We start from the raw sequence: 22,221 nt of genomic DNA on the forward strand, positions 1-22,221 counted from the left end.
GCAACTTCGCGGACAAGGAGGCTGGGATGCGCACCGTGAGCGGGCCTAGCGACCGGGTGGTGGTCGTCGGCGCCGGGCTGGGCGGGCTGGCCTGCGCGCTGCACCTGGCCGGCAGCGGCCGGCAGGTGACCGTGCTGGAACGCGAGCCGGTGCCGGGCGGGCGCGCCGGCCGGCTCGGCGTCGACGGATACGAGTTCGACACCGGACCGACCGTGCTCACCATGCCCGACCTGATCGCCGAGGCGCTCGGCGCGGTGGGCGAGGAGCTGAACGACTGGCTGGACCTGACCCCGCTCGACCCCGCCTACCGGGCGTACTACCCGGACGGGTCGACGCTCGACGTCATCACCGACACCACCCGGATGGCCGCCGAGATCGCCCGGGTCTGCGGGCCCCGCGAGGCGGACGGCTACCTGCGCTTCGTCGACTACGCGCGGGACCTGTGGCGCTGGGAGCGGACGGACTTCATCGAGCGCAACCTGGACGCGCCCACCGACCTGCTCACCGGCAACCTGCTCCGGCTGCTCGCCAACGGCGCCTTCCGGCGACTCCAGACGAAGATCAACCAGTTCTTCCGCGACCCGCGTACCCAGCGCATCTTCTCCTTCCAGGCCATGTACGCCGGCCTCGCGCCGCACGACGCGCTGGCCATCTACGCGGTCATCGCGTACCTCGACTCGGTGGCCGGGGTGTGCTTCCCGCGCGGCGGCATCCACGCGGTCTCCCGCGGCATGGCCGGCGCGGCGGAGAAGCACGGCGTGCAGATCCGGTACGGCACCACGGTGACCCGGGTGGAGACCGCGCACGGCCGGGCCACCGGCGTGGTCACCGCCGACGGCGAGTTCGTCCCGGCGGACGTCGTGGTGCTCAACCCCGACCTGCCGGTCGCCTACCGGGACCTGCTGCCGGAGAGCCGGCAGCGCACGCTCACCTACTCGCCCTCCTGCGTGGTGCTGCACGTCGGTTCGACGCAGGGCTACAGCCGGATCGCCCATCACAACATCCACTTCGGGCGGTCCTGGAAGGGCACGTTCGACGAGGTGATCCGCCGCGGCGAGCTGATGACCGACCCGTCGCTGCTGGTGACCAACCCGAGCCGGACCGACCCGTCGGTGGCGCCGGCCGGGCGGCACACCTACTACGTGCTCGCCCCGGTGCCCAACCTCCACCGGGCGCCCTTCGACTGGCCGGGTGACCTGACCCGCCGCTACGCCGACCAGCTCGTGGCGACCCTGGAGGAGCGCGGCTACGTCGGTTTCGGCGACGGCATCGAGGTGCTGCGGGCGGTGACGCCGGCCGACTGGGCGGCGCAGGGCATGGCCGCCGGCACCCCGTTCGCCGCCGCGCACAGCCTCTTCCAGACCGGCCCGTTCCGCCCCTCGAACCTGCACCGGACGCTCGGCAACGTGGTCTTCGTCGGCTCCGGCACCCAACCCGGGGTGGGCGTCCCGATGGTCCTGATCAGCGGCAAGCTGGCCGCCTCGCGGATCACCGGGACGATGTCATGACGGCCCGGGAGAAGCACCTGGTCGAGCTGGTCGACGACGGCGGGCGCGTGCTCGGCGAGACCACGGTGGCCACCGCCCACCAGCCGCCCGGACGGCTGCACCGGGCGTTCTCGGTGCTGCTGGTCGACCCGCGGGGGCGGATCCTGCTCCAGCAGCGGGCCGCCGTGAAGACCCGGTTCCCGCTGCGCTGGGCCAACGCCTGCTGCGGACACCCCCTGCCCGGCCAGTCGCTGGTCGAGGCCGCCAACCGCCGGCTCGCCGAGGAACTCGGCGTCGAGCCGGTCGACCTCACCGAGGTCGGGGTCTACGTCTACTACGCCGAGGACCCGGCCACCGGTCGGGTCGAATTCGAGTACGACCACGTGCTGCGCGCCGACGTGCCGGCCGACCTGCCCATCCGGCCCGACCCGGACGAGGTGGCCACCCTGCGCTGGGTCGACCCGCGCGAGCTGGAGCAGGAGCTGGACGCCGACCCCCGCGCGTACGCGCCCTGGCTCGGCGGGGTGGTGAACCGGCTGCTGCGGCCGGCCCGTCCCGCCGTCGACGCGGCCCGGGCGGGCGCGCCGGACAACGAGGTACCGGAGCGGTCGGGTGGCGGATGAGGCGCTGAGCGCGGGGGCCGTCGCGCGCCGGCTGGGGGTCGCGGTCACCACGCTGCGGACCTGGCACCAGCGCTACGGCCTCGGTCCCGGCGAGCACGTGCCGGGGCACCACCGGCGCTACACGCCGGCCGACCTCGCGCGCCTGGAGATCATGCGGCGGCTCACCGCGGAGGGGGTCGCTCCCGCCGAGGCCGCCCGCTGGGCCCGGCAGGCGCCGGCCGTCCTGCCCGCCGAGCAGGTGGGCCCGAAGCGGCGGGACACGGCGGTCCGGGACGGCGGCGGGACGACGATCCCGGTCGGCCGGGCCGGACCGGTGGCCCGTGGCATGGCCCGCGCGGCCATGCGGCTGGACTCGGTGGCGATCGGCGAGACCGTCGCGCACGCCCTCGCCACCGACGGTGTGGTGCGGACGTGGGACGGGCTGCTCAGGCCGGTGCTCGCCGGCATCGGCGAACGGCACGCCGCCACCGGCGGGCTCGTCGAGGTGGAGCACCTGGTCTCCCGGTGCGTCTCCGAGGCGTTCGCCACCGTGGCCCGGGCGCACGCCGCCGCCGGACCCGCCCGGATCCTGCTCTCCTGCGCCGACGAGGAGCAGCACACGCTGCCCCTGGAGGCGCTGGCCGCCGCCCTGGCCGAGGCCGGGGTCGGCTACCGGATGCTGGGCGCCCGGGTGCCGGTGGCCGCCCTGCTCGAGGCCGTCAACCGGACCGGCCCGGCGGCCGTGGTGCTCTGGTCGCACACCCGGGCCACGGCCGACCCGGACCAGCTCACCGCGGTGCTCGCCGCCCCGCGCCGGCCGCTGCTGGTGCTCGCCGCCGGGCCGGGCTGGCGGTCCGACACCCTCCCGGCCGGGGTGGTCCGGCCGGTGGACCTCGCCGAGGCGCTGTCGCTGGCCGTGGCGGTACGGGACTCCCTGGGCCAGTCCACAACAGGCTGAGGGGCCCTCCCCATTCGGCGCGACGTCCACTACGGTCGGAAAGTCCGCCCGACCCGACCCCCTCTCGGGAGCGACGATGCGCCCACGCGCCGTGCTGGCGTTCGCCCTCGGCCTGATGCTCCTCCTGGCCGGCTGCGGCGAGCCCGGCAAGACCCCGACCCAGGCCGGCGCCCCGCCGACCGCCTCGGCCGCCCCGACGCCGCCGAAGACGCCGACCCCGCGGCCCAGCCCGAGCCGCACCACCCCGCCGAAGCCGAAGCTGCGCCCCCTGCCGAAGACCCTGCCCGCCGGGCTGCACCGCACCAGCGGCGACCGGGGCGTGGCACTGACCTTCGACGACGGGCCGGACCCCCGGTTCACCCCGCAGATCCTCGACCAGCTCCGGGCGGCCCACGTCACGGCGACCTTCTGCCTGGTCGGCAAGCAGGCCCGGCGCTACCCGCAACTGGTGGCGCGGATCGTCCGCGAGGGTCACCAGCTCTGCAACCACAGCTGGCACCACGACATCAACCTCGGCCGGCGGCCGCTCGCCGAGATCCGGGCCGACCTGGTCCGCACCAACCAGGCCATCCGGGCGGCCGCGCCGCACGCGCCGATCACCTGGTTCCGCCAGCCCGGCGGCCGGTGGACGGCCGAGGAGCTGATCGTGGCCCGCCAGCTCGGCATGCGCCCCCTCCACTGGAGCGTCGACCCGCAGGACTGGGACCACCCGCCGGCGAAGACGATCATCAACCGGGTGACGGCGGCGACCCACCACGGCTCGATCGTGCTGATGCACGACGCGGGCGGCGACCGCACCCAGACGATGGCCGCCTGCCGGCACCTGATTCCGGACCTCAAACGGCGGTACGGGATCTCCCGGCTCCGATGACACCGCCTCTGACCTGCGGTTTCGCCCGGCAGTGTGCGGGTGGCCATACCGGTTTGGCCGACCCAGGAGGCATGGCATATGCTTCTCATGCCTCCGGCGGGGCCGGATGGGAGCAAGTCCGCTTGAAGTTGCGAGTGTGCAATGATGGCGGGGCCGCCCTCATCGTCTAGCGGCCCAGGACGCCGCCCTTTCAAGGCGGTAGCACGGGTTCGAATCCCGTTGGGGGCACGGTCCGGCTCAGCCGGATGCAACACCAGCCAGGTCCTGTGGAGCAGTTGGAGTGCTCGCCGCCCTGTCAAGGCGGAGGTCGCGGGTTCAAGTCCCGTCAGGACCGCAAGCGCTGACGCCGCGCCCTTCACGCGCGGCGTTCTGCGTATCGGCCTGTGCGGTAGCATGAGCCGAGCAGCACGGCCAGGTAGCTCAGTTGGTACGAGCGTCCGACTGAAAATCGGAAGGTCGGCGGTTCGACCCCGCCCCTGGCCACATAGCCTTTCGCCGGGCTACCAGAGCGCCGACCAGCGGAAACGCCGGTCGGCGCTCTTGCGTTGCGCCCGGAATCCCGCCTGTCCGCTCTGACCCTCGTTGACCCCGGAATCCCGCTGACGCGTCCAGCGCGGCGACCGAAGAATTGCGAGATCAAGTTTCCCACCACGGATAGACGGCCGGGGCTAGCCTGTACCGCACTGTGACAGGGGGTGGGCCGGTGGTGCATCGGCTGCGGCGCGTCGCGATGCTGCTGCTCGGCGCGGTGCTGCTGGGCACGGTCGGCCTGAGTGTCGGCTCCTGGTACGGCGGCCGCGGCGTCACGCCACCCAGCTACGACCAGGCGCGGAGCGTCGCGGCGGAGCTGCTGCCCGAGGCGGTGCTGGGCAACTCGGATCGGGTCGTGCATGGCTCCCGGTGGGGCGTCGATTTCGCTGCCGACGACCTCGGCTCGGGTCAGGTGAACTTCTGGTACGACGACGCCGACTGCGCGCTCTCCGAGCAGCTGCGGCGCAACGCGCCGACGCAGGGGTGGCAGCGTCTCGGCCGCGTGCCGGGCTACGCGTGCGACGACTGGCGGGCCGAGAGGGACGGACTGACGGTCACGCTCAGCCACTCGGCGGGCGCGTCAAGGCTGACCGTCGCACCGGCCGCGCCCACCAAGTTCCTCGCCGCCACGATCACCGGCACCCTCCTCGGCGCCGCCAGCGGCGGGGCGCTGTTCGGGCTGCTGGCACGGCGACGTCCACCCGTACCCCTGCTGGTGGGCGCCTTGGTGACGGTCGGCCTACTCCCCGGCGTCGCGTTCACCTGGGCGGCCTTGCCCAGGGGATTCAGCGAGCCGGTGTGGCCCGTCTGGCCGGCGCTCGCTCCCCTGCTGGTGCCGTTATGGCTCGTCCTCCTGCCGGTGGGCGTGTACGCCCTCCGGTGGCCACAGAACCGGACCGACCCCACCACCGACTCTCCCGACATGTCTGCCGAAGCGGGGATCAAGACCCTGGAGCCTTCTCGCAACAGCACTCGAATCACGGTGGTGGTAACAGTCGCGTCCGTCCTGACCCCCGTCGTGATGGGTGCCGCCCTGCTCCTCCTGTTCCTTCGAGCGCAACCCGATCGTCCGGAGCCCGAACCCCTTGTGCCGTGGCCTGTCGAGGCGACTGGAAGTACCACCTCCAACCCGTCTCCGACCGCCCCGGAGCCGGGAACTACCCCAAGTGCCAGCAGGGGTGGCTGAGCCGGCCGCCTGCCGAGCGGGGGGCGGGCTGGAACCTTGCGCCTCAAGGGGCTGCGCGGACCTCCTCGTCGGGCAGTCGTAGACCGTCCAGCCTCCCCGGACGGAAACAAGGTGTACGGATGGCTGTATGGCGGCGGGATGCAGGAGAGGCGGCAATGGCTGAGGACGACAACCGCCCGCTGAAGCGGGTCGACAGCCTGGACGACTTGGTTACCTGGCTGCGGTGGATAGCTGATGATGTCGCTCGCGATCCAGACGCCGTCGAGAACATGACCACAGACCGCTACTTGGAGGCGTGCGCGGCGTACCTACAGGACCGAAGCCGTCTACAGAAGCGTGCCGGCCACCCTCTCCCGGCACAACCGACCTGGCAGCTTCTGGCGGACGCCCTGCACGCCGGATGCTTCTACGAGTAAGCGCTACGCCTTCGCCGCACCGTCAGTTTGGAAGAGCGTGCTCAACCGGTTGTGATGCCCGAAACGGCTGCGGTCGGCAGTCGGCGCGGCTGCGCCTCGCGCCCCCTCGTGACCACTGCCCACCCCGGCTACTGGCCCGTGGATGGCCCGTGATGGTGCCGGACCTGGGCCGATAAGATCCCGCGCCATGAGACGAGCGATGATCGCGTTGGTGAGCGCGGGGGCAGGTGATCCAGCAGCACCGATCCGAGGGGGAAGCAGACATGGCGATCTGCGATCTTGCTGGCGTTAAGGCCGAGGACTGTTTGGTTGCGGTCGGCTAATCAGTGCGGATCTCCGTCAGTGTGGCCGGCCGGCCCGGCCGATGCCGGCCGGAGGTCGCCAGCAGGCCGGGGCCGGGCCGGCACGGCCCGCTTTGCGAGCCGCGAACGGAAAGTCTCCAAGATCGATGCGTCCGGCCCGCGCGGCTACTCGGCGTAGGGCTGGTCCGTGCCCTGGGCGCTGTAGCCGAGACTCCAGATGTAGCCGTCCGGGTCCGCGAAGGAGCCGCCGTACCCGCCCCACGGCAGGGCGCCGGCGGGCTTGAGGATCGTGGCGCCGGCCTTCTCGGCCTCCGCGATGATCTCGTCGACCCGCGCCTCGCTACGGACGACGTAGGTGAGGACGAGCCCGCTGAAGCCGCTGCCTTCCGGGTCGGCGCCCACCTGGCCGGCCAGGCCCTCCCGACGGTAGAAGCCGACGAGGGAGCCTGCGTCGGATTCGAAGAACACCGAGATGCCGTAGTCGTCCTTGATCTTCCAGCCGAGGCCCTCCGTGTAGAACTGCTTGGACCGGGCCAGATCCCGGACGCCGAGCAGGATCGAGCTGACGTTCGCCTTCATGCCTTGTCTCCTTGTGCTTGAGGAACGAGTGCTTGAGGAATGACGTGCACGCGGATCACGCTACGAACGGCCCCCTCCCCGGTGCTTCTCGATTCCTGACCGGTTGGTCGCCGGTCGCCGCCCAGGTGGCCTGCCTACCGCCCCTCCGTGTGCACCACGCTCAACCTCGGGTCTGCCGGAGGTGGGCGGGCGAGTATGAGCGGTATGGGACGTCCGGAAGGCGGTGAACGGAGTCAGGACCTGTTGCAACGGCGCGAGGACGTGCGGCAGGCCAACTTCCTGGAGCTGTTCGTCGACCTGGTGCTGGTGTTCGCCCTGGCCGGCGTGGTCACCCGGGTCGCACGGGACATCGTCAGCGAGGAACTGGTCGTCCGGTGGCGGGCGATGGCCTTCCTGCCGGTGCTGTCACTGCCGCTGATCTGGCTGTGGATCACGACCGCGCACATCACCAGCTGGTTCGACCCCCGCCGTCGCAAGATCCAGTGGATCGTCCTGGCCAGCGCGTTCGGGCTGCTGATCATGTCGACGTCCCTGCCGTACGCGTTCGTGGGCCGCGGCTGGGCGTTCGTGCTGCCGTACGTGATCCTGCTGTGCGGCCGGCCGCTCATCCTGATGCCCGCGCTGCGCGGCCACCCCCTGCGGCAGCTCTACCTCCGGTCGCTGCTGTGGTGCGCGGTCTCGGCGGTGTTCTGGTTCGCCGGCGCGGCCGTCAGTGGTGGCGCCCGGGCCGCCCTGTGGGCGACCGCCGTGATCATCGACTACCTGGGCGCGCAGCTGCGGTGGGCCGTGCCGGGGATGGCCCGTTCGCCGGTCAGCGCCTGGGCCACGGACAGCCGCCACCACCTGCCCGAGCGTTACCAGCAGTTCCTGCTGATCGCTCTCGGGGAAACCGTGCTCGCCGTCGGCACCACGCTGACCAACCAGAAGGTCACCGTGGCGACCGCCGCCGGGCTCGTGGTGGCGTTCCTGTCGACGGTGCTGATGTGGCGGATCTACTTCTACCGCTCCGGCCAGGTCCTCGCCGAGACCGTCGCCGCGGCGGGAGACCGGGATGCCGCCGGCCTCGCCATCGGCACCGCGCACGTCGTCATGGTGTTGGGCATCGTGGCCACCGCCGTCGGTTTCGAGGTCATGCTGAAGCACCCGGACGGCGCACCGGAGCCGGCATGGCTCCTCGCGAGCCTCGGTGGTCCGGCGCTGTTCCTCTACGGGCGCATCCGTCTGGAACGCGTCGTGTTCGACCGGCTCTCGCTCCGCCGGGTCGTCGCCATCGCCGCACTGGCGGTCGCCGCCGTTCCCCTGCACCTCGCCCCGCCGCTGGCCGCGGGGGTCGTGGCCGCGCTCGTCCTGCTCGGCGTGGCCCTGGCCGACGCCCGCCACGCCGCCGGCCGTCCCCAGGAGCCTCCCTCCCCGGCGCACTGACTCGCTCGGCACGAGAGGCCGGGACAGGGGTACGGGCTCGGCGGGCTGGCCGCAATGGTTCACGGGGCCGACCGCTCAGATGCGGTGGCCTCCCGGGCTACCGCTTCGGGCGGTGCTGGCCCATGCCGCTCTGAATCGCCTCCCAGACGCTCCGGCCGGCCTGCAACAGTGTCTCCCCGGCCTGCCCGGCGAGCTGCGCCGGCCCGGGCTGGCCACCCGGCGACTTCTCCGCTTCCTCCGGCTTCCCGGCGGCGGCCGGCGTCCCCGGCTCCGAGGTCTTGCCCGAGCCGGCCGGCGTCCCCGACTCCGAGGTCTTGCCCGAGCCGGCCGGCTTCCCCGACTCCGGGGTCTGCCCTGGACCGGCCGGCTTCCCGGCCTCCGGGGCCTGCCCAGGACCGGCCTCCGGGGCCTGCCCGGAGCTGGGGGGCTTGCCGGGGCCGGTGGGCGCCTGGCCGGCACCCTTCCCGGTGGACGGCGGGCGTTCTTCGGGGCTCTTCGACGGCCCCTGGGCGCCGGTGGGCGGCTCCGGAGAACGCGCCCCGCCCGGCCGCCCCGGGGAGGGCGGCGAGGGTCGGCCGACGCCCTCGCGCAGGGCCCGGTCGGCCACCGCGCCCACCGTCCCGATCCGCTGCCCGCTCTCGTCCACGACGGGCGCGCTGGCGAGCTGCTGCGCCGCCCGGTTCACGTCGTCGATGCTGCCGCCGACCGAACGGGCCAGCGCGTCGATGAGGTGCGGGTTCCGGTCGATGGTGCTCAGCGCGCGGTCCAGGATCTGCATGAGCTTCTCCAGGCGTACCTTGAGCAGCGCCTCGGCGCTGACGCCCGTGACGTCCAGCTCCACGCCCTCCAGGTGCACCCGGACCCCCGCGTCGAGCTGGAGCAGGTTGGCCAGGCGGGCGCGCAGCGACAGGTCGGCGTCGAGCCCCTCGACGGACAGCCGGATCTGGTCGACCGTCACCTCGGGGATGTCGAGCAGGACGTCCGGCTCCGACTCGCCGGCGCCCCGGTGGGCGGGCCGCCCGCTCGTCGGGTCCGGCTGCCGCTCCGTCGCTCCGCTCTCGCTCATGCTCCCCGCTCCCCGCTGGCCCCGCCCCCTCGGCCGGATCAGGGGCGGTTACCCGGTTTCCGGCCCGCCATCCCTGGCCGTCCGTGAAGGGGGCAGTACGGCCCGAGCGCTGTCCAGAAAACGTTCTCCCGCTGTCCGGAAGCGGGCGAAGAGGAAAGCTGCACAGCGAGGCATGAGCCGGTATGGTCCGGGCCTATGGGACAGGGGATGGCCGATCCGGATGAGGTCCACCAGGAATTCGACCGTTTCTCCCTCCGCAGCACACTGTTCGCCCCCGCCTCCGCCGACCGGGCGTACGCCGTGTTCACCGGGTCGCTGGCCGACTGGTGGGTGCGCGAATACACCTGGTCCGGGCCGGAGGCGCTGGCCGAACTGGGCATGGAACCGCGGGCCGGCGGCATGCTCTACGAGATCGGCCCGTACGGCTTCCGGAGCGACTGGGGCCGGGTGCTGACCTGGGATCCGCCCCGGCGGCTCGTCTTCACCTGGCAGATCGGGCCGGACCGGGTGCCGGTGCCGGATCCGGCGCGGGCCAGCGAGGTCGAGGTCCTCTTCCAGCCCGAGGGGCCGGAGCTGACCCGGGTGGACGTCGAGCACCGCTACTTCGACCGGCACGGCGAGGCCGCCGAGGGCTACCGCAAGGCGCTCACCGCCGGTTGGCACGAACTGCTCTGCCGCTACCTGGCGACCGTCACCCGCGCCACCGACTGACCACGGCGGGTCAGCCGCCGATGCCCCTCGTGGGGGCTCCGGCGCCGGTCACCCCGGTGCCGCCGAGGTCGGCCCGGCGGCCCGCGGCCGCGCCCGGACCGAAGCCGCTGCCCGCGAGCCGGCGGCGCGGGGCGGTACGCAGCCGCGGGTACACCTCGGCGAGCCGGCGCTGGACCCGGTCGGAGCGGTCGGCGAGCACCAGCGCCACCGAGGGCGCCCCGGATTCGGCCACCGCGCCGGCCTCGGCCGTGCGCAGCCGCTCGGCGACCACGTGCGCGAAACCGGCCAGCCAGGTACGCCGGAACGCGGCCGGATGCTCCCCCGCGGGCACGGCGGCACCGGCCAGCCCGTGCGCGGCCTGCACCAGCAGCGAGGTGAAGAGCAGCTCGACCCGTTCCAGGTCGCTGGCGAAGCCGAACAGGTGCAGGTCGAAGCCGCTGCCCTGCCGGCGGCGTACGCAGCGGCAGCGCAGCGGTTCGGCGACCGCCGCGAGCAGGCCGGCCTTGTCCCGGGCGTACGGGGCGACCACCTCCACGACCCGGTCACCGACCGGATCGGTGGCCGGCTCCCGCGCGGCGAGCAGCGCCCGGTCGACGCCGTAGCGGGCGATCAGCTCGGTGGCCTTGGCCATGAAGGCGGCCGACTCGGCGGGCGTGCAGGCCGGGTCCTCGGCCTGGGCGAGCAGCTTGCGGACCTTGCTCAGCATCGCCTCGGACATGCACCAGAGCTATCACAGGGCGGGGACGGGTCAGCCGGCCCGGCTGCGCAACGTGGCGACCGTCGAGCCGGCGAGGGTGAGCAGGCAGTCGGGCAGCAGGCCGTCGGCCGCCGCGGCCCCGAACAGCGCCTCGCCGGTGTCGGCGTCGTCGTTGGCGTACGCGCTGACGAAGCGGGCCACCCAGCGGGTGTCGTAGTCGGCCTGGTCGATGCCGGGAAAGTCGAGCACGGCCCCGCCCCCCGGGGCGTCGTCGCCGACCATCGTGGCGGCCAGGCACCACGCCACCCCGTACGCCCCGGCGAGCCCGGAGCGGTCCACCACGGCGTCGAAGGTGTCCACCACGCCGGCCCCGTCACCGGCCAGCGCCGAGCGGAGCACGGCGGTCGCATCGTCCAGCGTCTGCTGTGCCTCGTCGCTCACCTGTCGAACAGTAGTTCCGGGGGTCAAGCGGTGACCCCGGAACAGCGCCGCCATCACACAGAGTGATACCAGCAGTCGGGGTGCCGACGGACCGACCTCCACGGTCCCGCGCGCCGCGCCGGCACGCTAATGTGCGCAGCGGACCCTCGCCGGAGGAAGGACGACAATGCTCAGAACTCGCGCGTCGCGTGCGGCCCTGTCCACGGCCTGCGCGGCGCTCCTGCTCGCCACCAGCGCCTGCGGGAGCGACAAGCCCGAAGAGGCGGCCAACACCCAGGTGCGCCTCTACGGCACCGACGGCAACATGCTCAACTCGTACGCTGACGGGCTGAAGGACCGCGCGGACCTCATCAACGGCATGAAGGGCACCACCCCGCTCACGCCGCTGCCCGAGAGCTTCAAGGATCGGCTACGCACCGTAGACCCGAAGCTCCAGGACTACCTCTACTCGGGGGAGACCTACGACGCGGTCGTGATAAGCGCGCTGGCCGCCCAGCTCGCCGGCACGACCGAGCCGGGCGACATCGCCAAGCAGATCGTCGGGGTGACCACCGGCGGCCAGCGCTGCGAGGAGGTGGCGACCTGCCTCCAGCTGGCCCGCGCCGGCCAGGACATCGAGTACCGCGGGGTGTCGCTGAACCGGGCCGGATTCACCGACGTCGGCGAGCCGGCCACCGCCAGCTACGCCACCCTGCACTTCGACGACCGGCAGATCGACGACGGCAAGACCGAGTTCGTCGGCGCCGGGAGCGATTCGTCGGCCAGCACCAAGACGCCGCCGCGGGGCCGGAAGTCACGTCCGGCCAAGTCCTACAAGGAGGACGGCTCCCCGCTGGTGCTCGGCGGCCTGCTGCCGAAGACCGGCGACCTGGCGATCGCGTACCCGCCCATGGCGGCCGGCGCGGTGCTGGCGATCCGCGAGATCAACGCGGCGGGCGGCGCGCTCGGCGACCCGGTGACCTGGATCGAGGGCGACGACGGCACCGACCCGAAGGTGGCCAAGGCGACGGTGGCCTCGCACGTCCAGCAGGGCGTGCACGTCATCATCGGCGCGGGCGCGTCCGGCATCTCCCGGGCCGTGCTGCCCGACGTGGTGGCCGCCGGCCGGATCCTCTTCTCCCCGTCGAACACCGACGCCGGGCTGAGCACCGTGGACGACAAGGGCCTCTACTTCCGCACCGCGCCGCCGGACAGCCTCCAGGGTCGGGCGCTGGCCGACGTGATAATGCGTGACGGACCGCACAAGATCGCGATCGTCGCCCGCAAGGACTCCTACGGCGAGGGCCTCCAGGAGAATGTCCGCGCCGAGCTGGAGCGGGCCGGAATGGGCGCCGACAAGGTCAAGCTGCTCTCGTACGTGCCCCCGGAGGGCGCGTCCCCGCCGCCGGTGGACTTCGCCGCCGGGGCCAGGGAGATCAAGGACTACGGGGCGGACGCCGTGCTGCTCATCGGCTTCGGCGAGTCGGCGAAGGTGATCACCGACCTGGCCGACGCCGGGGTGCAGATCCGGAACTGAGACGACGACGAGGGCCGCACCGGGCGAACCGGTGCGGCCCTCGTCGTGTCCGCCGGTCAGCGGGAGCGGCGCCGCTCCAGGAACTCGGTCATCCGCCGGTGCTTCTCCTCGTCCTCGAACAGCACCGCCTGGCTGAGCAGGTCGAGCTGCGGGTGCGCGGCCGCCGGGGCGTCCACCGCGAGCTTGGTGAGCCGCAGCGCCAGAGCCGAACCCTTGGCCATCTCGTCGAGCAGGCCGTGCGCGGTGGGCAGCAGCTCCACCGGCTCGGCCACGACCCGGTTGACCAGCCCGATCCGCAGCGCCTCGTCGGCGTCCACCCGCCGGCCCGTGAAGAGCAGCTCCTTGGCCCGGGCCTCCCCGACCAACGCGGGCAGCCGGTAGGTCGCGCCGGCGCCGGCCAGGATGCCCAGCCGCACCTCGGGCTGGCCGAACACCGCCCGCGCCGTGCACACCCGCAGATCGCAGGCGTACGCCAGCTCGGCGCCGCCGCCCAGCGCCGGGCCGTCGACGGCGGCCACGGTCGGCATCGGGAGCGCCCGGATCCGGGCGAAGGCGGCCTGGTTGATGGCGGCCAGCGCGTCCAGCCGGCCGCGCTCGCGGAGCTGGGCGATGTCCGCGCCACCGGCGAAGATGCCCTCCGTCCCGCCGGTGAGCAGCAGCAGCCGGGGCCGCGCCTCCAGCTCGGCGCAGACGGCGTGCAGCTCGGCGATCAGGTCCGCGTCGATCGCGTTGCGCTTCTCCGGCCGGTCCAGGGTGACCACCAGCCGGTCCGGCAGCTCCTCGATCCGCAGCCCACTCACTGTGCCCGCCTTTCGTTCGCGACTGCGGGGCTCGCGAGCTCACTCCTCGCGCTCACTGCTTCACCCCGCCTTCCCAGCTGTAGAAGCCCTGGCCGGACTTCTTGCCCAGCCGGCCGGCGGCCACCATCTCCACCAGCAGCGGCGGCGGCGCGAAGCGGTCCCCGTACGCGGCCTGGAGGGTGCGGGCGATGTCGAGCCGGACGTCCAGCCCGACCAGGTCGGTCAGCTCGAGCGGGCCGACCGGGTGCCGGTAGCCGAGCACCATGGCCTTGTCGATGTCGGCGGGGCTGGCCACCCCGTCGGCGACCATCCGGATCGCCTCCAGGCCGAGGGTCACGCCGAGCCGCGAGGTGGCGAAGCCGGGCATGTCGCGTACCACGACGGGGTCCTTGCCCAGCCGGCCGGCGAGCGCCACGGCCGCCTCGGTGGTCTCCGACGCGGTGGCCGGGCCGACCACGACCTCGAGCAGGGCCATGACCCAGACGGGGTTGAAGAAGTGCAGGCCGAGGAAGTCGCCCGGCCGCTCCAGCCCGTCGGCCAGCTCGGCGATGGGGATGCTGGACGTGTTGCTGCCGAGCAGGGCGGGCCGGCGGCCCTCGGCGTCCCGCAGCACGGCGCGCTTCAGGTCGAGCCGCTCGGGAACCGCCTCCACGATCACGTCCGGGCCCTCGGCCACCTCGGCGAGTCCGGCCCGCAGGGTGACCCGCTCGCGGTTCGCCGTCGCCGCCTCGGCGGTCAGCTTGCCGCGCTGCACGCCGCGCTCCCACAGCTCGCCGAGCCGCCGCAGGGCGTCGGCGCCGCGCGCCGGGTCCACCTCGACCAGCTCGACCGCGTACCCGGCGCCGGCCGCCACGTACGCGATGCCGAGGCCCATGGTGCCGGCCCCGACGACCACAAAACGACCACTCATCGATGTCCCTTCGGCGCGGACCCGTGAACGGGCGGGGTCTCCGCCGCGCCGGACGAGTCCGCTCGCTCGCTCCTGGGTGCGACCCTATGCAGGGCCGGCCCGCGGGGCATGCGTGGGGGCGCGCCGGATCGGGTACAGACGGCCGTCAACGCCGAGGGAAGGATCGAGATGAGCCAGGCACCGGAGAGCGCGGAGGGCACCGAGACGGTGGAGACCCGCGGCGACGAGCGGGTGGACCTGCTCCGCGCGGACACCAACAACGACGGGAAGACCGACGTCTGGGTGGTGGACACCGACGGCGACGGGAAGGCCGACCTGTTCCAGTTCGACACCGACGGCGACGGCAAGGTGGACATCACCATGGTCGACATCGACGAGGACGGCACCCCGGACGAGGTGGTCGACGGCGACGGCGGCCTCCCGCCCGAGCAGACCACCCCCACCGTCCGGGTCTGACGCGTACGCCGGCGGGCGCCCCGGCCTGTCCGGGCGCCCGCCGGCTCAGGCCAGCCTCAGCGTGGCCAGGTAGTACGGGTGGTCCTGGTCGTCCACGTCGACCAGTCGCCACGGCGAGCCGTGGACCAGTTCGGCGAACTCCTCGACCGAGCACACCAGATAGTCGAACCACTCGGTGCCGAGCAGCCGGTAGCGCAGCCGCAGCCGGAGCTGCCCGCCCAGCCGCCCCCGCCGCCGGTTCAGCTCGTGGTAGCCCGTGTGCACCGGATCCGTGGTGCCGTACGGGTCGGTGCCGTGCGCGATGACCTGCGCGCCGGGACGGGCCAGCGCGGCGAGCGCGGCCAGCAGCGCGGGGGCCCGCTCCCGGCCCTCGAACAGCCCCAGGTTGTTGCCGAGCAGCAGGAAGGTGTCGTAGCGCCGGCCGTCGGCGACGTGCTCGTCGACGGTGCCGAGCACCAGGTCGCGGACGCCCCGGTGCCGGCTGACCCGCAGCGCGCCGACCGAGGTGTCCAGGCCGGTGACCGGCACGCCGCGCTCCTGGAGGTGCAGCGCGATCCGGCCGGCGCCGACCCCGATGTCCAGCACCTGCCCGTGCACCCGGTCCACGGCCCGGTGGTCGTACGGCTGCCACCGCTGCGGCGGGTCCAGGTAGTGCTCGGCGGGGGCGCCGTTGACCAGCCCGTCGTCGCGCTCGATGATCTCGATGACCGGCCGGGGCAGCCGCCCACCGACCAGCGGCCGGGGCCCGATCCCGGTGGTGACGGCGTACGCGTCGCGGATCATCTCACCGAACACGTCGCCGATCGTGGGTTCCCCGGTCACAGTGCTGTCTCTGTTCCCGACTGCGGGGCTCGCAGACCCGGCTCACTCCTCGCGCTCACGGCGATCACGCTATCCGGGCTCAGTCGGCCTGTCGCCGCCGTATCCTGAGCGGCGTGACAGACCTGGACCGCCTGGCGGCGGAGAAGTATGTCCTGCTCACCACGTTCCGCAAGGACGGGCGGGCGGTGCCGACTCCGGTCTGGGCGGTGCGCGACGGCGAGGCGCTGGCGGTGTGGACGGTGTCGGACTCCGGCAAGGTGAAGCGGATCCGGCGCGACGGCCGGGTCACGGTGGCCCCGTGCGACGTGCGCGGGCGGCCGCACGGCGAGGCGGTGCCGGGGCACGCGACGATCAGCGGCCCCGAGTCGACCCGGCGGATCCGGGGGCTGCTCAAGCAGAAGTACCGGCTGATCGGCCGGCTGAGCCTGCTGGGCAGCCGGCTGCGCCGGGGCGAGGGCGGCACGGTGGGTCTGCGCATCGTGCTCGACTGAGCGAACCGGCCCCGGACGCGATTCAGGGCGGCGGATCGTCGCTGTCGCGACGTCCCACCGCCCCTGATCGAACGCCTGAGAAACGTCCGGCGGTCAGTCCCCCTGACGCTGCTGGGGAATCTGCCCCTGCAGCAGGGCGCGAACCTCCGACTCGCGGTAACGGCGGTGGCCGCCCAGGGTCCGGATGGCGCTGAGCTTGCCAGCCTTGGCCCACCGGGTCACCGTCTTCGGGTCGACACGGAACATCGACGCCACCTCGGCCGGTGTGAGTAGCGGCTCTGGTTCGTGCGTTCGCGATGCCATCGGGGTCACTCCTCCACATGTATAGACATCGGCCGGGGTCCCGCCGGCCGACGCGTCTCCCATGGTCCGGCTAGTCCCCGATGTCCGACATGGGCCGAACGGCTGAAGGTCCCTAGACGGACGGATGAACCATGCCCGATTTTTACGACTTTTATACCGCAGAAACTACCTTATTCGGACTCATGATCACGGTTCGTGAAGCGTCGACTACGAGACAGTCTCGCATCGAGAGGGCTCAACTGGGCAAACCGGGCGGCCTAGTTGCAGCGCTCCAGCAGCTGCACGGCACGCCAGCGGGCGACCAGCTTGTCGTACGCCGCCGAGGCCTCCTCCGCCTCGCCCCGGGAGAGCCCGGCCAGCCCGGTCGCCACCAGCTCGGTCGAGTCGTCGGCGGCGAGCGTCTCGTCGGGCAGCAGCTGCACCAGGCCGCCGTAGTCCAGCTCCACCACCGAGCGGGGGTGGAACTCCTCCAGCCAGCGGGCAGCCTCCTCGACCGCCTCGGTGATCGGCGCCTCGCCGACCGACTTGCGCAGCACGGACAGCGCTCGCGACGACCGGCGGCGCGCCTTGGAGATCTCCGTCCGGTAGCGCAGCGCCCGCCGCTCCGGCTCGGTGACCAGGTGCCGCTCCTGCGCGTCGAAGAGCACGAACCAGCGCAGCGGCACGCCCCAGGTGGCGATCTGCTCGTGCACCCGGGGCACCCCGTGCTCCAGCACCCGCGCCCCGCTGCGCCAGTCCTCCACCACCGCCTTGGCCTGGCCGGCCAGGACGGGCGGGACGAACGCGTCGGCCAGCACCGTGGGCACCCCGTCGCGGGCGCTCAGCGCCGCCTCGGCGACCCGGATCCGCAGGTTCCAGGGGCAGACCAGCAGCGTGTCGTCGGCCTCCAGGACGTACGCCTCCTCGGGCAGGTCGGGCAACCGGGTCCAGCCCGCGCCCAGCGCCTCGATCACCGCCGTCCGCTGCCGGACCGGCCCCTCCAGCGGGGCGACCGCCCGGCCCTCGTTGACGTAGCGGCGCCAGTACGACTGGCGATCGCGATCGAAGGCGGTCAGCGGCTCGTACACGCGCAGGTATGAGGCGAAGAGCGACGGCACGGCGACGATCCTCCCACGAGACGGGACTTGTCCGCCGCCGCCGTCACGAGGCGTCGTGACGTGCGCGACAGTACGGCTGCGGCCGATATTAGGCTCAGCAGCACCGGCACCATCCCGCCGGCTTGCCAACAGGTTCCGCGCCCCACAAGGACGCACACCGACACAGGAGTCAGCCATGGGCGTATTCGCCAGCACCGACGACCCGGGATCCACCGGTCACGAACAGGTCGTGTTCTGCCAGGACAAGCAGTCCGGCCTGAAGGCGATCATCGGGATCTACTCCACCGCGCTGGGCCCCGCCCTCGGCGGCACCCGGTTCTACCCGTACGCCAGCGAGTCCGACGCCCTCGCCGACGTGCTCGACCTCTCCCGGGGCATGGCGTACAAGAACGCCCTGGCCGGCCTCGACCTCGGTGGCGGCAAGGCGGTCATCTGGGGTGACCCGGAGCAGATCAAGAGCGAGGCGCTACTGCGCGCCTACGGCCGTTTCGTGGAGTCGCTGGCCGGGCGCTACTACACCGCCTGCGACGTCGGCACCTACGTCGCCGACATGGACGTGATCGCCCGGGAGACGAGCTACGTCACCGGCCGCAGCGTGGAGCACGGCGGCGCCGGCGACTCCTCCGTCCTCACCGCCTGGGGCGTCTTCCAGGGCATGCGGGCCGCCGCCGAGCACGTCTGGGGCACCCCGACCCTGGCCGGCAAGCGGGTCGGCGTGGCCGGCCTGGGCAAGGTCGGCAAGTACCTCACCGGCCACCTGCTGGAGGACGGGGCGGAGGTCGTGGCGACCGACGTCAACCCGAAGGCCCTGGAGTGGGTGCGCACCACCCACCCGCAGGTCACGCTGGTCGACGACACCGCGGCGCTGGTCGCGTCCGACATCGACGTGTACGCCCCGTGCGCGCTGGGCGGCGCCCTGAACGACGACACGGTGCCGGTGCTGCGCGCGAAGGTGGTCGCCGGGGCGGCCAACAACCAGCTCGCCCACGCGGGCATCGAGAAGGTCCTCGCCGACCGGGGCATCCTCTACGCCCCCGACTACGTGGTGAACGCCGGCGGCGTCATCCAGGTGGCCGACGAGATCGAGGGCTTCAACTTCGAGCGCGCCAAGCTGCGGGCCACCCGGATCTTCGACACCACCCGGGAGATCCTGCGACTCGCCGACGACGAGGGCGTCCCGCCGGCGGTGGCCGCGGACCGGCTCGCCGAGCGGCGGATGGCCGAGGTCGGCCGGCTGCGCACCATCCACCTGCGCTGAACGTCACCCCGGGGGCGGGCACCGGCTCGCCCCCGGGCCGCGCCGGCTCGCGCGCCGGCGTTAAGCTGCGATTGGGATGTTTCGTGCCGGTTTGACCGCTGTCATGGCCGGCCCCGGTGCCCACTCCTTACCGGGTACACTTTGTGACGGCCGGATCACTGCGACGCGCAGGCCCGGTTGACGGTAACCCGAGGTGCCGAACGGTGGCATCCCCATGTACCGTAAGAGCCACGAGAGATGCCTGACGTCATCGGGGCCCGCCTTCGGGCTGCCCCGCATTCTGTGCGAGGGGGTCGAGCCATGGGGCGCGGCCGTGCTAAGGCCAAGCAGACGAAGGTGGCGCGGGAGTTGAAGTACCACTCCCCGAACACCGACCTCACCGCCTTGCAGCGCGAGTTGGCGGGTGCTGGTGGGAAGTCTGAGCAGCACTTCGACGACGACTACAAAGAGTATGTCGACGACGATGATGAGGATCACGCGGACGACGACCCGGACACCTGGGTCCGTCCGACCCGCTGACCTCCGGTCGCATCTGAGCACGCGGTGACTCCCCGCGTGCTCACGCATGTGCCCATCCAACGCGGCGCACCGACGATCAGGGACCTCGCCGTCCCGGAGCCACTCCGGCGGACCGGCAGGTCCCTGATCGCGGACGCGTGCCCTCAGCGGGGCCGGTTGTTCCAGTTGTAGAACGTCGGGATGTTCTCGAAGTGGTTCCAGGCGCACACCGCGCTGGCACCGTCGCCGCCCGACACCTCCGCCCGCAGCAGGCGCGCGGCCTCGGCCTCGTGGAGAAGTGCGGTCAATCCAGCGGCGGCTTCCCGCACCCGGTCCACGACGGGATCGGGGGCGGCTCCTCCGACGCGCTCAGGCTGCCGGTGACTCGTGGTCTCGGGCATGCTCCAACACTCCCTCCAGTAAGCGGATCTTGCTGTTGCGGCAGTGCTCGGTCTCCGTACCGTCAAAACGCCCCAGCTCGAAGTAGCGGTTGGCCGCGTGGCCGCCGCCGCAGAAGCCGAAGTAGGGGCAGGAGGAGCGGCACGCCTCCACGCCGGTGAGGAACTCGCCCACCCAGGGCGTCCGCCCGGCGCCGGCCAGGATCTCGGCCAGCGGGGTGGTCAGCACGTTACCGCTGCTGAAGTCGCCGTAGTGCGGGTCGGTGAAGCCGGCCAGCTCCGGGGAGAGCACGACCACCGAACCGTCGTGGCCCACCGTGGGGATCGGGTCGAGCCGGCGGGGCAGCAGGTCGTCCGACGTGCCGGCCAGGACGGCGCCGGCGTACCGCAGGGACCACTCGATCTCGCGCAGGTGGATCCGGGGATCCCGGCGCCAGGCGCCGACCAGCTCGGCCCAGAACCCGGTCACCGCGGCCGCGTCCCGGGCGTTCGTGCGGGTGTTCACGCCCTCGGTCTCCTCGATGTTGATCCCCAGCACGTCGCAGCCGAGGTCGAGGAAGTAGCCGTAGAGCTCGGTGGCCAGCCCCGGCTCCGGCCGGGAGACCACGGCCAGCGCCGAGAAGGGCAGCCCGTGCCGGCGCAGCGCCGCCACCCCGGCCAGGATCCGGTCGTACGCCGGCCGGCCGCCCCGGGTGACCCGCTCGCCGTTGCGGGCCCGGGGGCCGTCCACGCTCACACTGACCCGGATCCCGTGCTCGGCGAAGAACGCGCACCAGGCGTCGTCGATCAGCGTGGCGTTGGTCTGGACGTGGTGCTCCACCGCCGGGCCGAACGGGGCCAGCAGAGCCGCCAGGTGCTCCCGGCCGGCCGCGAGCGGCTCCCCGCCGTGCCAGACCACCGAGAAGCGCCCGGAGGCCGCCCAGGGGTTCACCGAGGCCGCCACCGCCTCGGCGACCGTGAGCGGCATCCGCCGGTCGGCCGCGCGCAGCGGCAGGTAGCAGTAGACGCAGTCGAGGTTGCAGAGCGTGGTCGGCTGCATCACCACGTAGGAGGGGACGGCGGCGATGCCCCGCATGCCGGTGTGCGTACGCGCAGCCATCAACCCTCCCCCGCCTAGCCTGAACCGCCCTTCAGGCTAGGCGGCGGTGACCACTCGGGTGAAGCCCCGATCAGGTGCCCGGATGATCACCGGAGAGTGATCATCCGCGGGTGTGCTGCCCGATCATCTGCACGTTGCCGGTGCCCTCGATGATCTCGCCGGCCTGCCAGGCGTCGACGCCGCGGCCGGTCAGGGTGGCCAGCGCACGGTCCGCGTCCTCGGCCGAGACGATGGCGAACATGCCGACGCCCATGTTGAACGTCGCCTCCATGTCCGGGTCCTCGATCCGGCCCTTGGACTGGATCAGGTCGAAGATCGGCTGCGGCTTCCAGGTGGAGCGGTTGACCACCGCGTCGACGTGCTCGGGCAGGACCCGGACCAGGTTGCCCGGGATGCCGCCGCCGGTGACGTGGGCCAGCACCCGCACCTCCGCCTCGGTGATCAGCTTCAGGCAGTCCTGCGCGTAGATCTTGGTGGGGGTCAGCAACTCCTCGCCGAGGGTGCGCTGCCGGCCGAAGTCCTCGATCACCACGTCCAGCCGCATCCGGGCGGCGCCCAGCAGCACGTGCCGGACCAGCGAGTAGCCGTTGGAGTGCAGGCCGGAGGACCGCATGGCGATCACCACGTCACCCACCTCGACCCGCTCCGGGCTGAGGATGTCGCTCTCCTCCACCACGCCCACGCCGGTCGCCGAGATGTCGTACTCGTCGGGGCGCAGGACGCCCGGGTGCTCGGCGGTCTCGCCACCGAGCAGGGCGCAGCCGGCGTACCGGCAGCCGTCGGCGATGCCGGCGCCGATCTCGGCGACCTTGTCCGGGACGACCTCGCCGGTGGCGATGTAGTCGAGCAGGAAGAGCGGCTCGGCGCCGCACGCCACCAGGTCGTCGACCACCATGGCGACCAGGTCGATGCCGACCGTGTCGTGGATGTCGAGCTGCTGGGCGATCACCAGCTTGGTGCCCACGCCGTCGGTGGAGGAGGCCAGGATCGGGTTCTTGTACTTCTTCGTGTCCAGCCGGAACAGGCCGGCGAAGCCGCCCAGGTCACCCATGACCTCCGGGCGCCGGGTCTGCCGGACCTTGGACTTCAGCAGCTCGACCGCGCGGTCGCCCGCCTCGATCGACACCCCGGCGTCGGCGTACGAGACCGAGCGTTTGCGCTGCGTACGGCCGGTCCCCGCCGACCAGGGCTGGCGGTCGCCGCCGGCGCCCGTCGGGCTGGATCCTGCGCCGCTGCGCTCGGACACGTGCGTCACGGTTCTCCCCTTTGTGGTTCCCGCGGGCCGGTCGGTGCGGCCGGACCCG

General features: G+C 72.8%; 25 protein-coding genes and 3 tRNA genes. 16 read left to right on the top strand and 12 right to left on the bottom strand.

The features are described from left to right. Positions 1 to 26: 26 nt before the first annotated feature. The 9 genes from crtI to FXF50_RS13270 all read left to right on the top strand — a co-directional run bounded on the left by crtI (position 27) and on the right by FXF50_RS13270 (position 6,051). Entirely contained in the window at positions 27 to 1,508 is a 1,482-nt protein-coding gene (gene crtI, locus FXF50_RS13230; protein WP_187399651.1) for a phytoene desaturase family protein, read from the top strand. Beyond that, complete coding sequence (gene idi / locus FXF50_RS13235) at positions 1,505 to 2,110, top strand: isopentenyl-diphosphate Delta-isomerase (RefSeq protein ID WP_148427640.1); 606 nt, start codon at positions 1,505 to 1,507, stop codon at positions 2,108 to 2,110. The genes crtI and idi overlap by 4 nt, the downstream gene beginning before the upstream one ends. Further along, on the top strand, positions 2,100 to 3,047 hold the full coding sequence (locus FXF50_RS13240) for a MerR family transcriptional regulator (protein ID WP_148427641.1): 948 nt from the start codon (positions 2,100 to 2,102) through the stop codon (positions 3,045 to 3,047). The genes idi and FXF50_RS13240 overlap by 11 nt, the downstream gene beginning before the upstream one ends. A 76-nt stretch (positions 3,048 to 3,123) precedes the next feature. Beyond that, positions 3,124 to 3,918, top strand: coding sequence for a polysaccharide deacetylase family protein (locus tag FXF50_RS13245; RefSeq protein ID WP_148427643.1), 795 nt, complete (start codon positions 3,124 to 3,126; stop codon positions 3,916 to 3,918). Positions 3,919 to 4,073: 155 nt separating this feature from the next. After that, a tRNA-Glu gene (locus tag FXF50_RS13250) sits at positions 4,074 to 4,146 on the top strand. Positions 4,147 to 4,178: 32 nt separating this feature from the next. Next, positions 4,179 to 4,252 (top strand) — tRNA-Asp (locus FXF50_RS13255). Positions 4,253 to 4,327: 75 nt separating this feature from the next. Further along, positions 4,328 to 4,401 (top strand) — tRNA-Phe (locus FXF50_RS13260). Positions 4,402 to 4,621: 220 nt separating this feature from the next. Continuing rightward, positions 4,622 to 5,635: a hypothetical protein gene (locus FXF50_RS13265; protein ID WP_187399652.1), complete on the top strand. Its 1,014-nt coding sequence runs from the start codon at positions 4,622 to 4,624 to the stop codon at positions 5,633 to 5,635. Positions 5,636 to 5,790: 155 nt separating this feature from the next. Then, on the top strand, positions 5,791 to 6,051 hold the full coding sequence (locus tag FXF50_RS13270; RefSeq protein WP_148427645.1) for a hypothetical protein: 261 nt from the start codon (positions 5,791 to 5,793) through the stop codon (positions 6,049 to 6,051). A gap of 467 nt (positions 6,052 to 6,518) precedes the next feature. Here the strand turns inward: FXF50_RS13270 and FXF50_RS13275 are convergent, their stop codons facing one another. Beyond that, the gene (locus FXF50_RS13275; RefSeq protein WP_148427647.1) at positions 6,519 to 6,932 is read right to left on the bottom strand and encodes a VOC family protein; all 414 of its coding nucleotides are present in this window, start codon (positions 6,930 to 6,932) and stop codon (positions 6,519 to 6,521) included. 204 nt (positions 6,933 to 7,136) lie between these two features. On the opposite strand from FXF50_RS13275, the gene FXF50_RS13280 reads away from it, so the two are divergent. Beyond that, a complete protein-coding gene (locus FXF50_RS13280) occupies positions 7,137 to 8,354 on the top strand; it encodes a low temperature requirement protein A (protein WP_187399654.1) in 1,218 nt (405 codons plus the stop codon). Positions 8,355 to 8,451: 97 nt separating this feature from the next. Here FXF50_RS13280 and FXF50_RS29840 read toward each other — a convergent pair whose 3' ends face one another. Further along, positions 8,452 to 9,420, bottom strand: coding sequence for a hypothetical protein (locus tag FXF50_RS29840; protein WP_255510023.1), 969 nt, complete (start codon positions 9,418 to 9,420; stop codon positions 8,452 to 8,454). A 195-nt stretch (positions 9,421 to 9,615) separates the two neighbouring features. Here FXF50_RS29840 and FXF50_RS13290 point away from each other — a divergent pair, with 195 nt between their 5' ends. Further along, positions 9,616 to 10,131 (top strand): SRPBCC family protein, encoded by a 516-nt coding sequence (locus tag FXF50_RS13290; RefSeq protein WP_187399655.1) that lies wholly within the window; start codon positions 9,616 to 9,618, stop codon positions 10,129 to 10,131. A 10-nt stretch (positions 10,132 to 10,141) separates the two neighbouring features. On the opposite strand, the gene FXF50_RS13295 is transcribed toward FXF50_RS13290, so the two are convergent. Continuing rightward, entirely contained in the window at positions 10,142 to 10,849 is a 708-nt protein-coding gene (locus tag FXF50_RS13295) for a DUF2786 domain-containing protein (RefSeq protein WP_148427653.1), read from the bottom strand. 30 nt (positions 10,850 to 10,879) lie between these two features. Further along, entirely contained in the window at positions 10,880 to 11,269 is a 390-nt protein-coding gene (locus tag FXF50_RS13300) for a hypothetical protein (RefSeq protein ID WP_091315731.1), read from the bottom strand. 166 nt (positions 11,270 to 11,435) lie between these two features. Here FXF50_RS13300 and FXF50_RS13305 point away from each other — a divergent pair, with 166 nt between their 5' ends. After that, positions 11,436 to 12,785, top strand: coding sequence for an ABC transporter substrate-binding protein (locus FXF50_RS13305; protein ID WP_148427655.1), 1,350 nt, complete (start codon positions 11,436 to 11,438; stop codon positions 12,783 to 12,785). 56 nt (positions 12,786 to 12,841) lie between these two features. Here FXF50_RS13305 and FXF50_RS13310 read toward each other — a convergent pair whose 3' ends face one another. Together FXF50_RS13310 and FXF50_RS13315 are read right to left on the bottom strand one after the other, a co-directional pair. Then, a complete protein-coding gene (locus tag FXF50_RS13310) occupies positions 12,842 to 13,585 on the bottom strand; it encodes an enoyl-CoA hydratase/isomerase family protein (RefSeq protein ID WP_148427657.1) in 744 nt (247 codons plus the stop codon). Between the two features lie 52 nt (positions 13,586 to 13,637). Then, on the bottom strand, positions 13,638 to 14,495 hold the full coding sequence (locus FXF50_RS13315; protein WP_148427658.1) for a 3-hydroxyacyl-CoA dehydrogenase family protein: 858 nt from the start codon (positions 14,493 to 14,495) through the stop codon (positions 13,638 to 13,640). A 168-nt stretch (positions 14,496 to 14,663) separates the two neighbouring features. Between FXF50_RS13315 and FXF50_RS13320 the strand changes: the two genes are divergently transcribed. After that, a complete protein-coding gene (locus FXF50_RS13320) occupies positions 14,664 to 14,951 on the top strand; it encodes a hypothetical protein (protein ID WP_107075368.1) in 288 nt (95 codons plus the stop codon). Positions 14,952 to 14,996: 45 nt separating this feature from the next. On the opposite strand, the gene FXF50_RS13325 is transcribed toward FXF50_RS13320, so the two are convergent. After that, on the bottom strand, positions 14,997 to 15,773 hold the full coding sequence (locus FXF50_RS13325; protein ID WP_148427660.1) for a bifunctional 2-polyprenyl-6-hydroxyphenol methylase/3-demethylubiquinol 3-O-methyltransferase UbiG: 777 nt from the start codon (positions 15,771 to 15,773) through the stop codon (positions 14,997 to 14,999). Between the two features lie 113 nt (positions 15,774 to 15,886). Between FXF50_RS13325 and FXF50_RS13330 the strand changes: the two genes are divergently transcribed. Further along, a complete protein-coding gene (locus FXF50_RS13330; protein WP_091315749.1) occupies positions 15,887 to 16,264 on the top strand; it encodes a PPOX class F420-dependent oxidoreductase in 378 nt (125 codons plus the stop codon). 93 nt (positions 16,265 to 16,357) lie between these two features. Here FXF50_RS13330 and FXF50_RS13335 read toward each other — a convergent pair whose 3' ends face one another. Then, positions 16,358 to 16,567: a BldC family transcriptional regulator gene (locus tag FXF50_RS13335; RefSeq protein ID WP_007073996.1), complete on the bottom strand. Its 210-nt coding sequence runs from the start codon at positions 16,565 to 16,567 to the stop codon at positions 16,358 to 16,360. A 257-nt stretch (positions 16,568 to 16,824) separates the two neighbouring features. Continuing rightward, complete coding sequence (locus tag FXF50_RS13340) at positions 16,825 to 17,664, bottom strand: hypothetical protein (protein ID WP_148427662.1); 840 nt, start codon at positions 17,662 to 17,664, stop codon at positions 16,825 to 16,827. Positions 17,665 to 17,839: 175 nt separating this feature from the next. Here FXF50_RS13340 and FXF50_RS13345 point away from each other — a divergent pair, with 175 nt between their 5' ends. Together FXF50_RS13345 and FXF50_RS13350 are read left to right on the top strand one after the other, a co-directional pair. After that, positions 17,840 to 18,922, top strand: a complete 1,083-nt coding sequence (locus tag FXF50_RS13345) for a Glu/Leu/Phe/Val dehydrogenase (RefSeq protein WP_148427664.1) — start codon at positions 17,840 to 17,842, stop codon at positions 18,920 to 18,922. Positions 18,923 to 19,222: 300 nt separating this feature from the next. Further along, a complete protein-coding gene (locus FXF50_RS13350) occupies positions 19,223 to 19,441 on the top strand; it encodes a DUF3073 domain-containing protein (RefSeq protein WP_091315761.1) in 219 nt (72 codons plus the stop codon). A 143-nt stretch (positions 19,442 to 19,584) separates the two neighbouring features. Here the strand turns inward: FXF50_RS13350 and amcA are convergent, their stop codons facing one another. The 3 genes from amcA to purM all read right to left on the bottom strand — a co-directional run bounded on the left by amcA (position 19,585) and on the right by purM (position 22,172). After that, a complete protein-coding gene (gene amcA, locus FXF50_RS13355; RefSeq protein WP_139131895.1) occupies positions 19,585 to 19,821 on the bottom strand; it encodes a multiple cyclophane-containing RiPP AmcA in 237 nt (78 codons plus the stop codon). Then, on the bottom strand, positions 19,790 to 20,893 hold the full coding sequence (gene amcB, locus FXF50_RS13360) for a cyclophane-forming radical SAM peptide maturase AmcB (RefSeq protein ID WP_187399665.1): 1,104 nt from the start codon (positions 20,891 to 20,893) through the stop codon (positions 19,790 to 19,792). The genes amcA and amcB overlap by 32 nt, the downstream gene beginning before the upstream one ends. A 124-nt stretch (positions 20,894 to 21,017) precedes the next feature. Next, on the bottom strand, positions 21,018 to 22,172 hold the full coding sequence (gene purM / locus FXF50_RS13365) for a phosphoribosylformylglycinamidine cyclo-ligase (RefSeq protein ID WP_148427667.1): 1,155 nt from the start codon (positions 22,170 to 22,172) through the stop codon (positions 21,018 to 21,020). Positions 22,173 to 22,221 lie beyond the last annotated feature (49 nt).

The organism is Micromonospora sp. AP08, from assembly GCF_008085935.1.
GTDB classification, from domain to species: Bacteria; Actinomycetota; Actinomycetes; order Mycobacteriales; family Micromonosporaceae; genus Micromonospora; species Micromonospora chersina.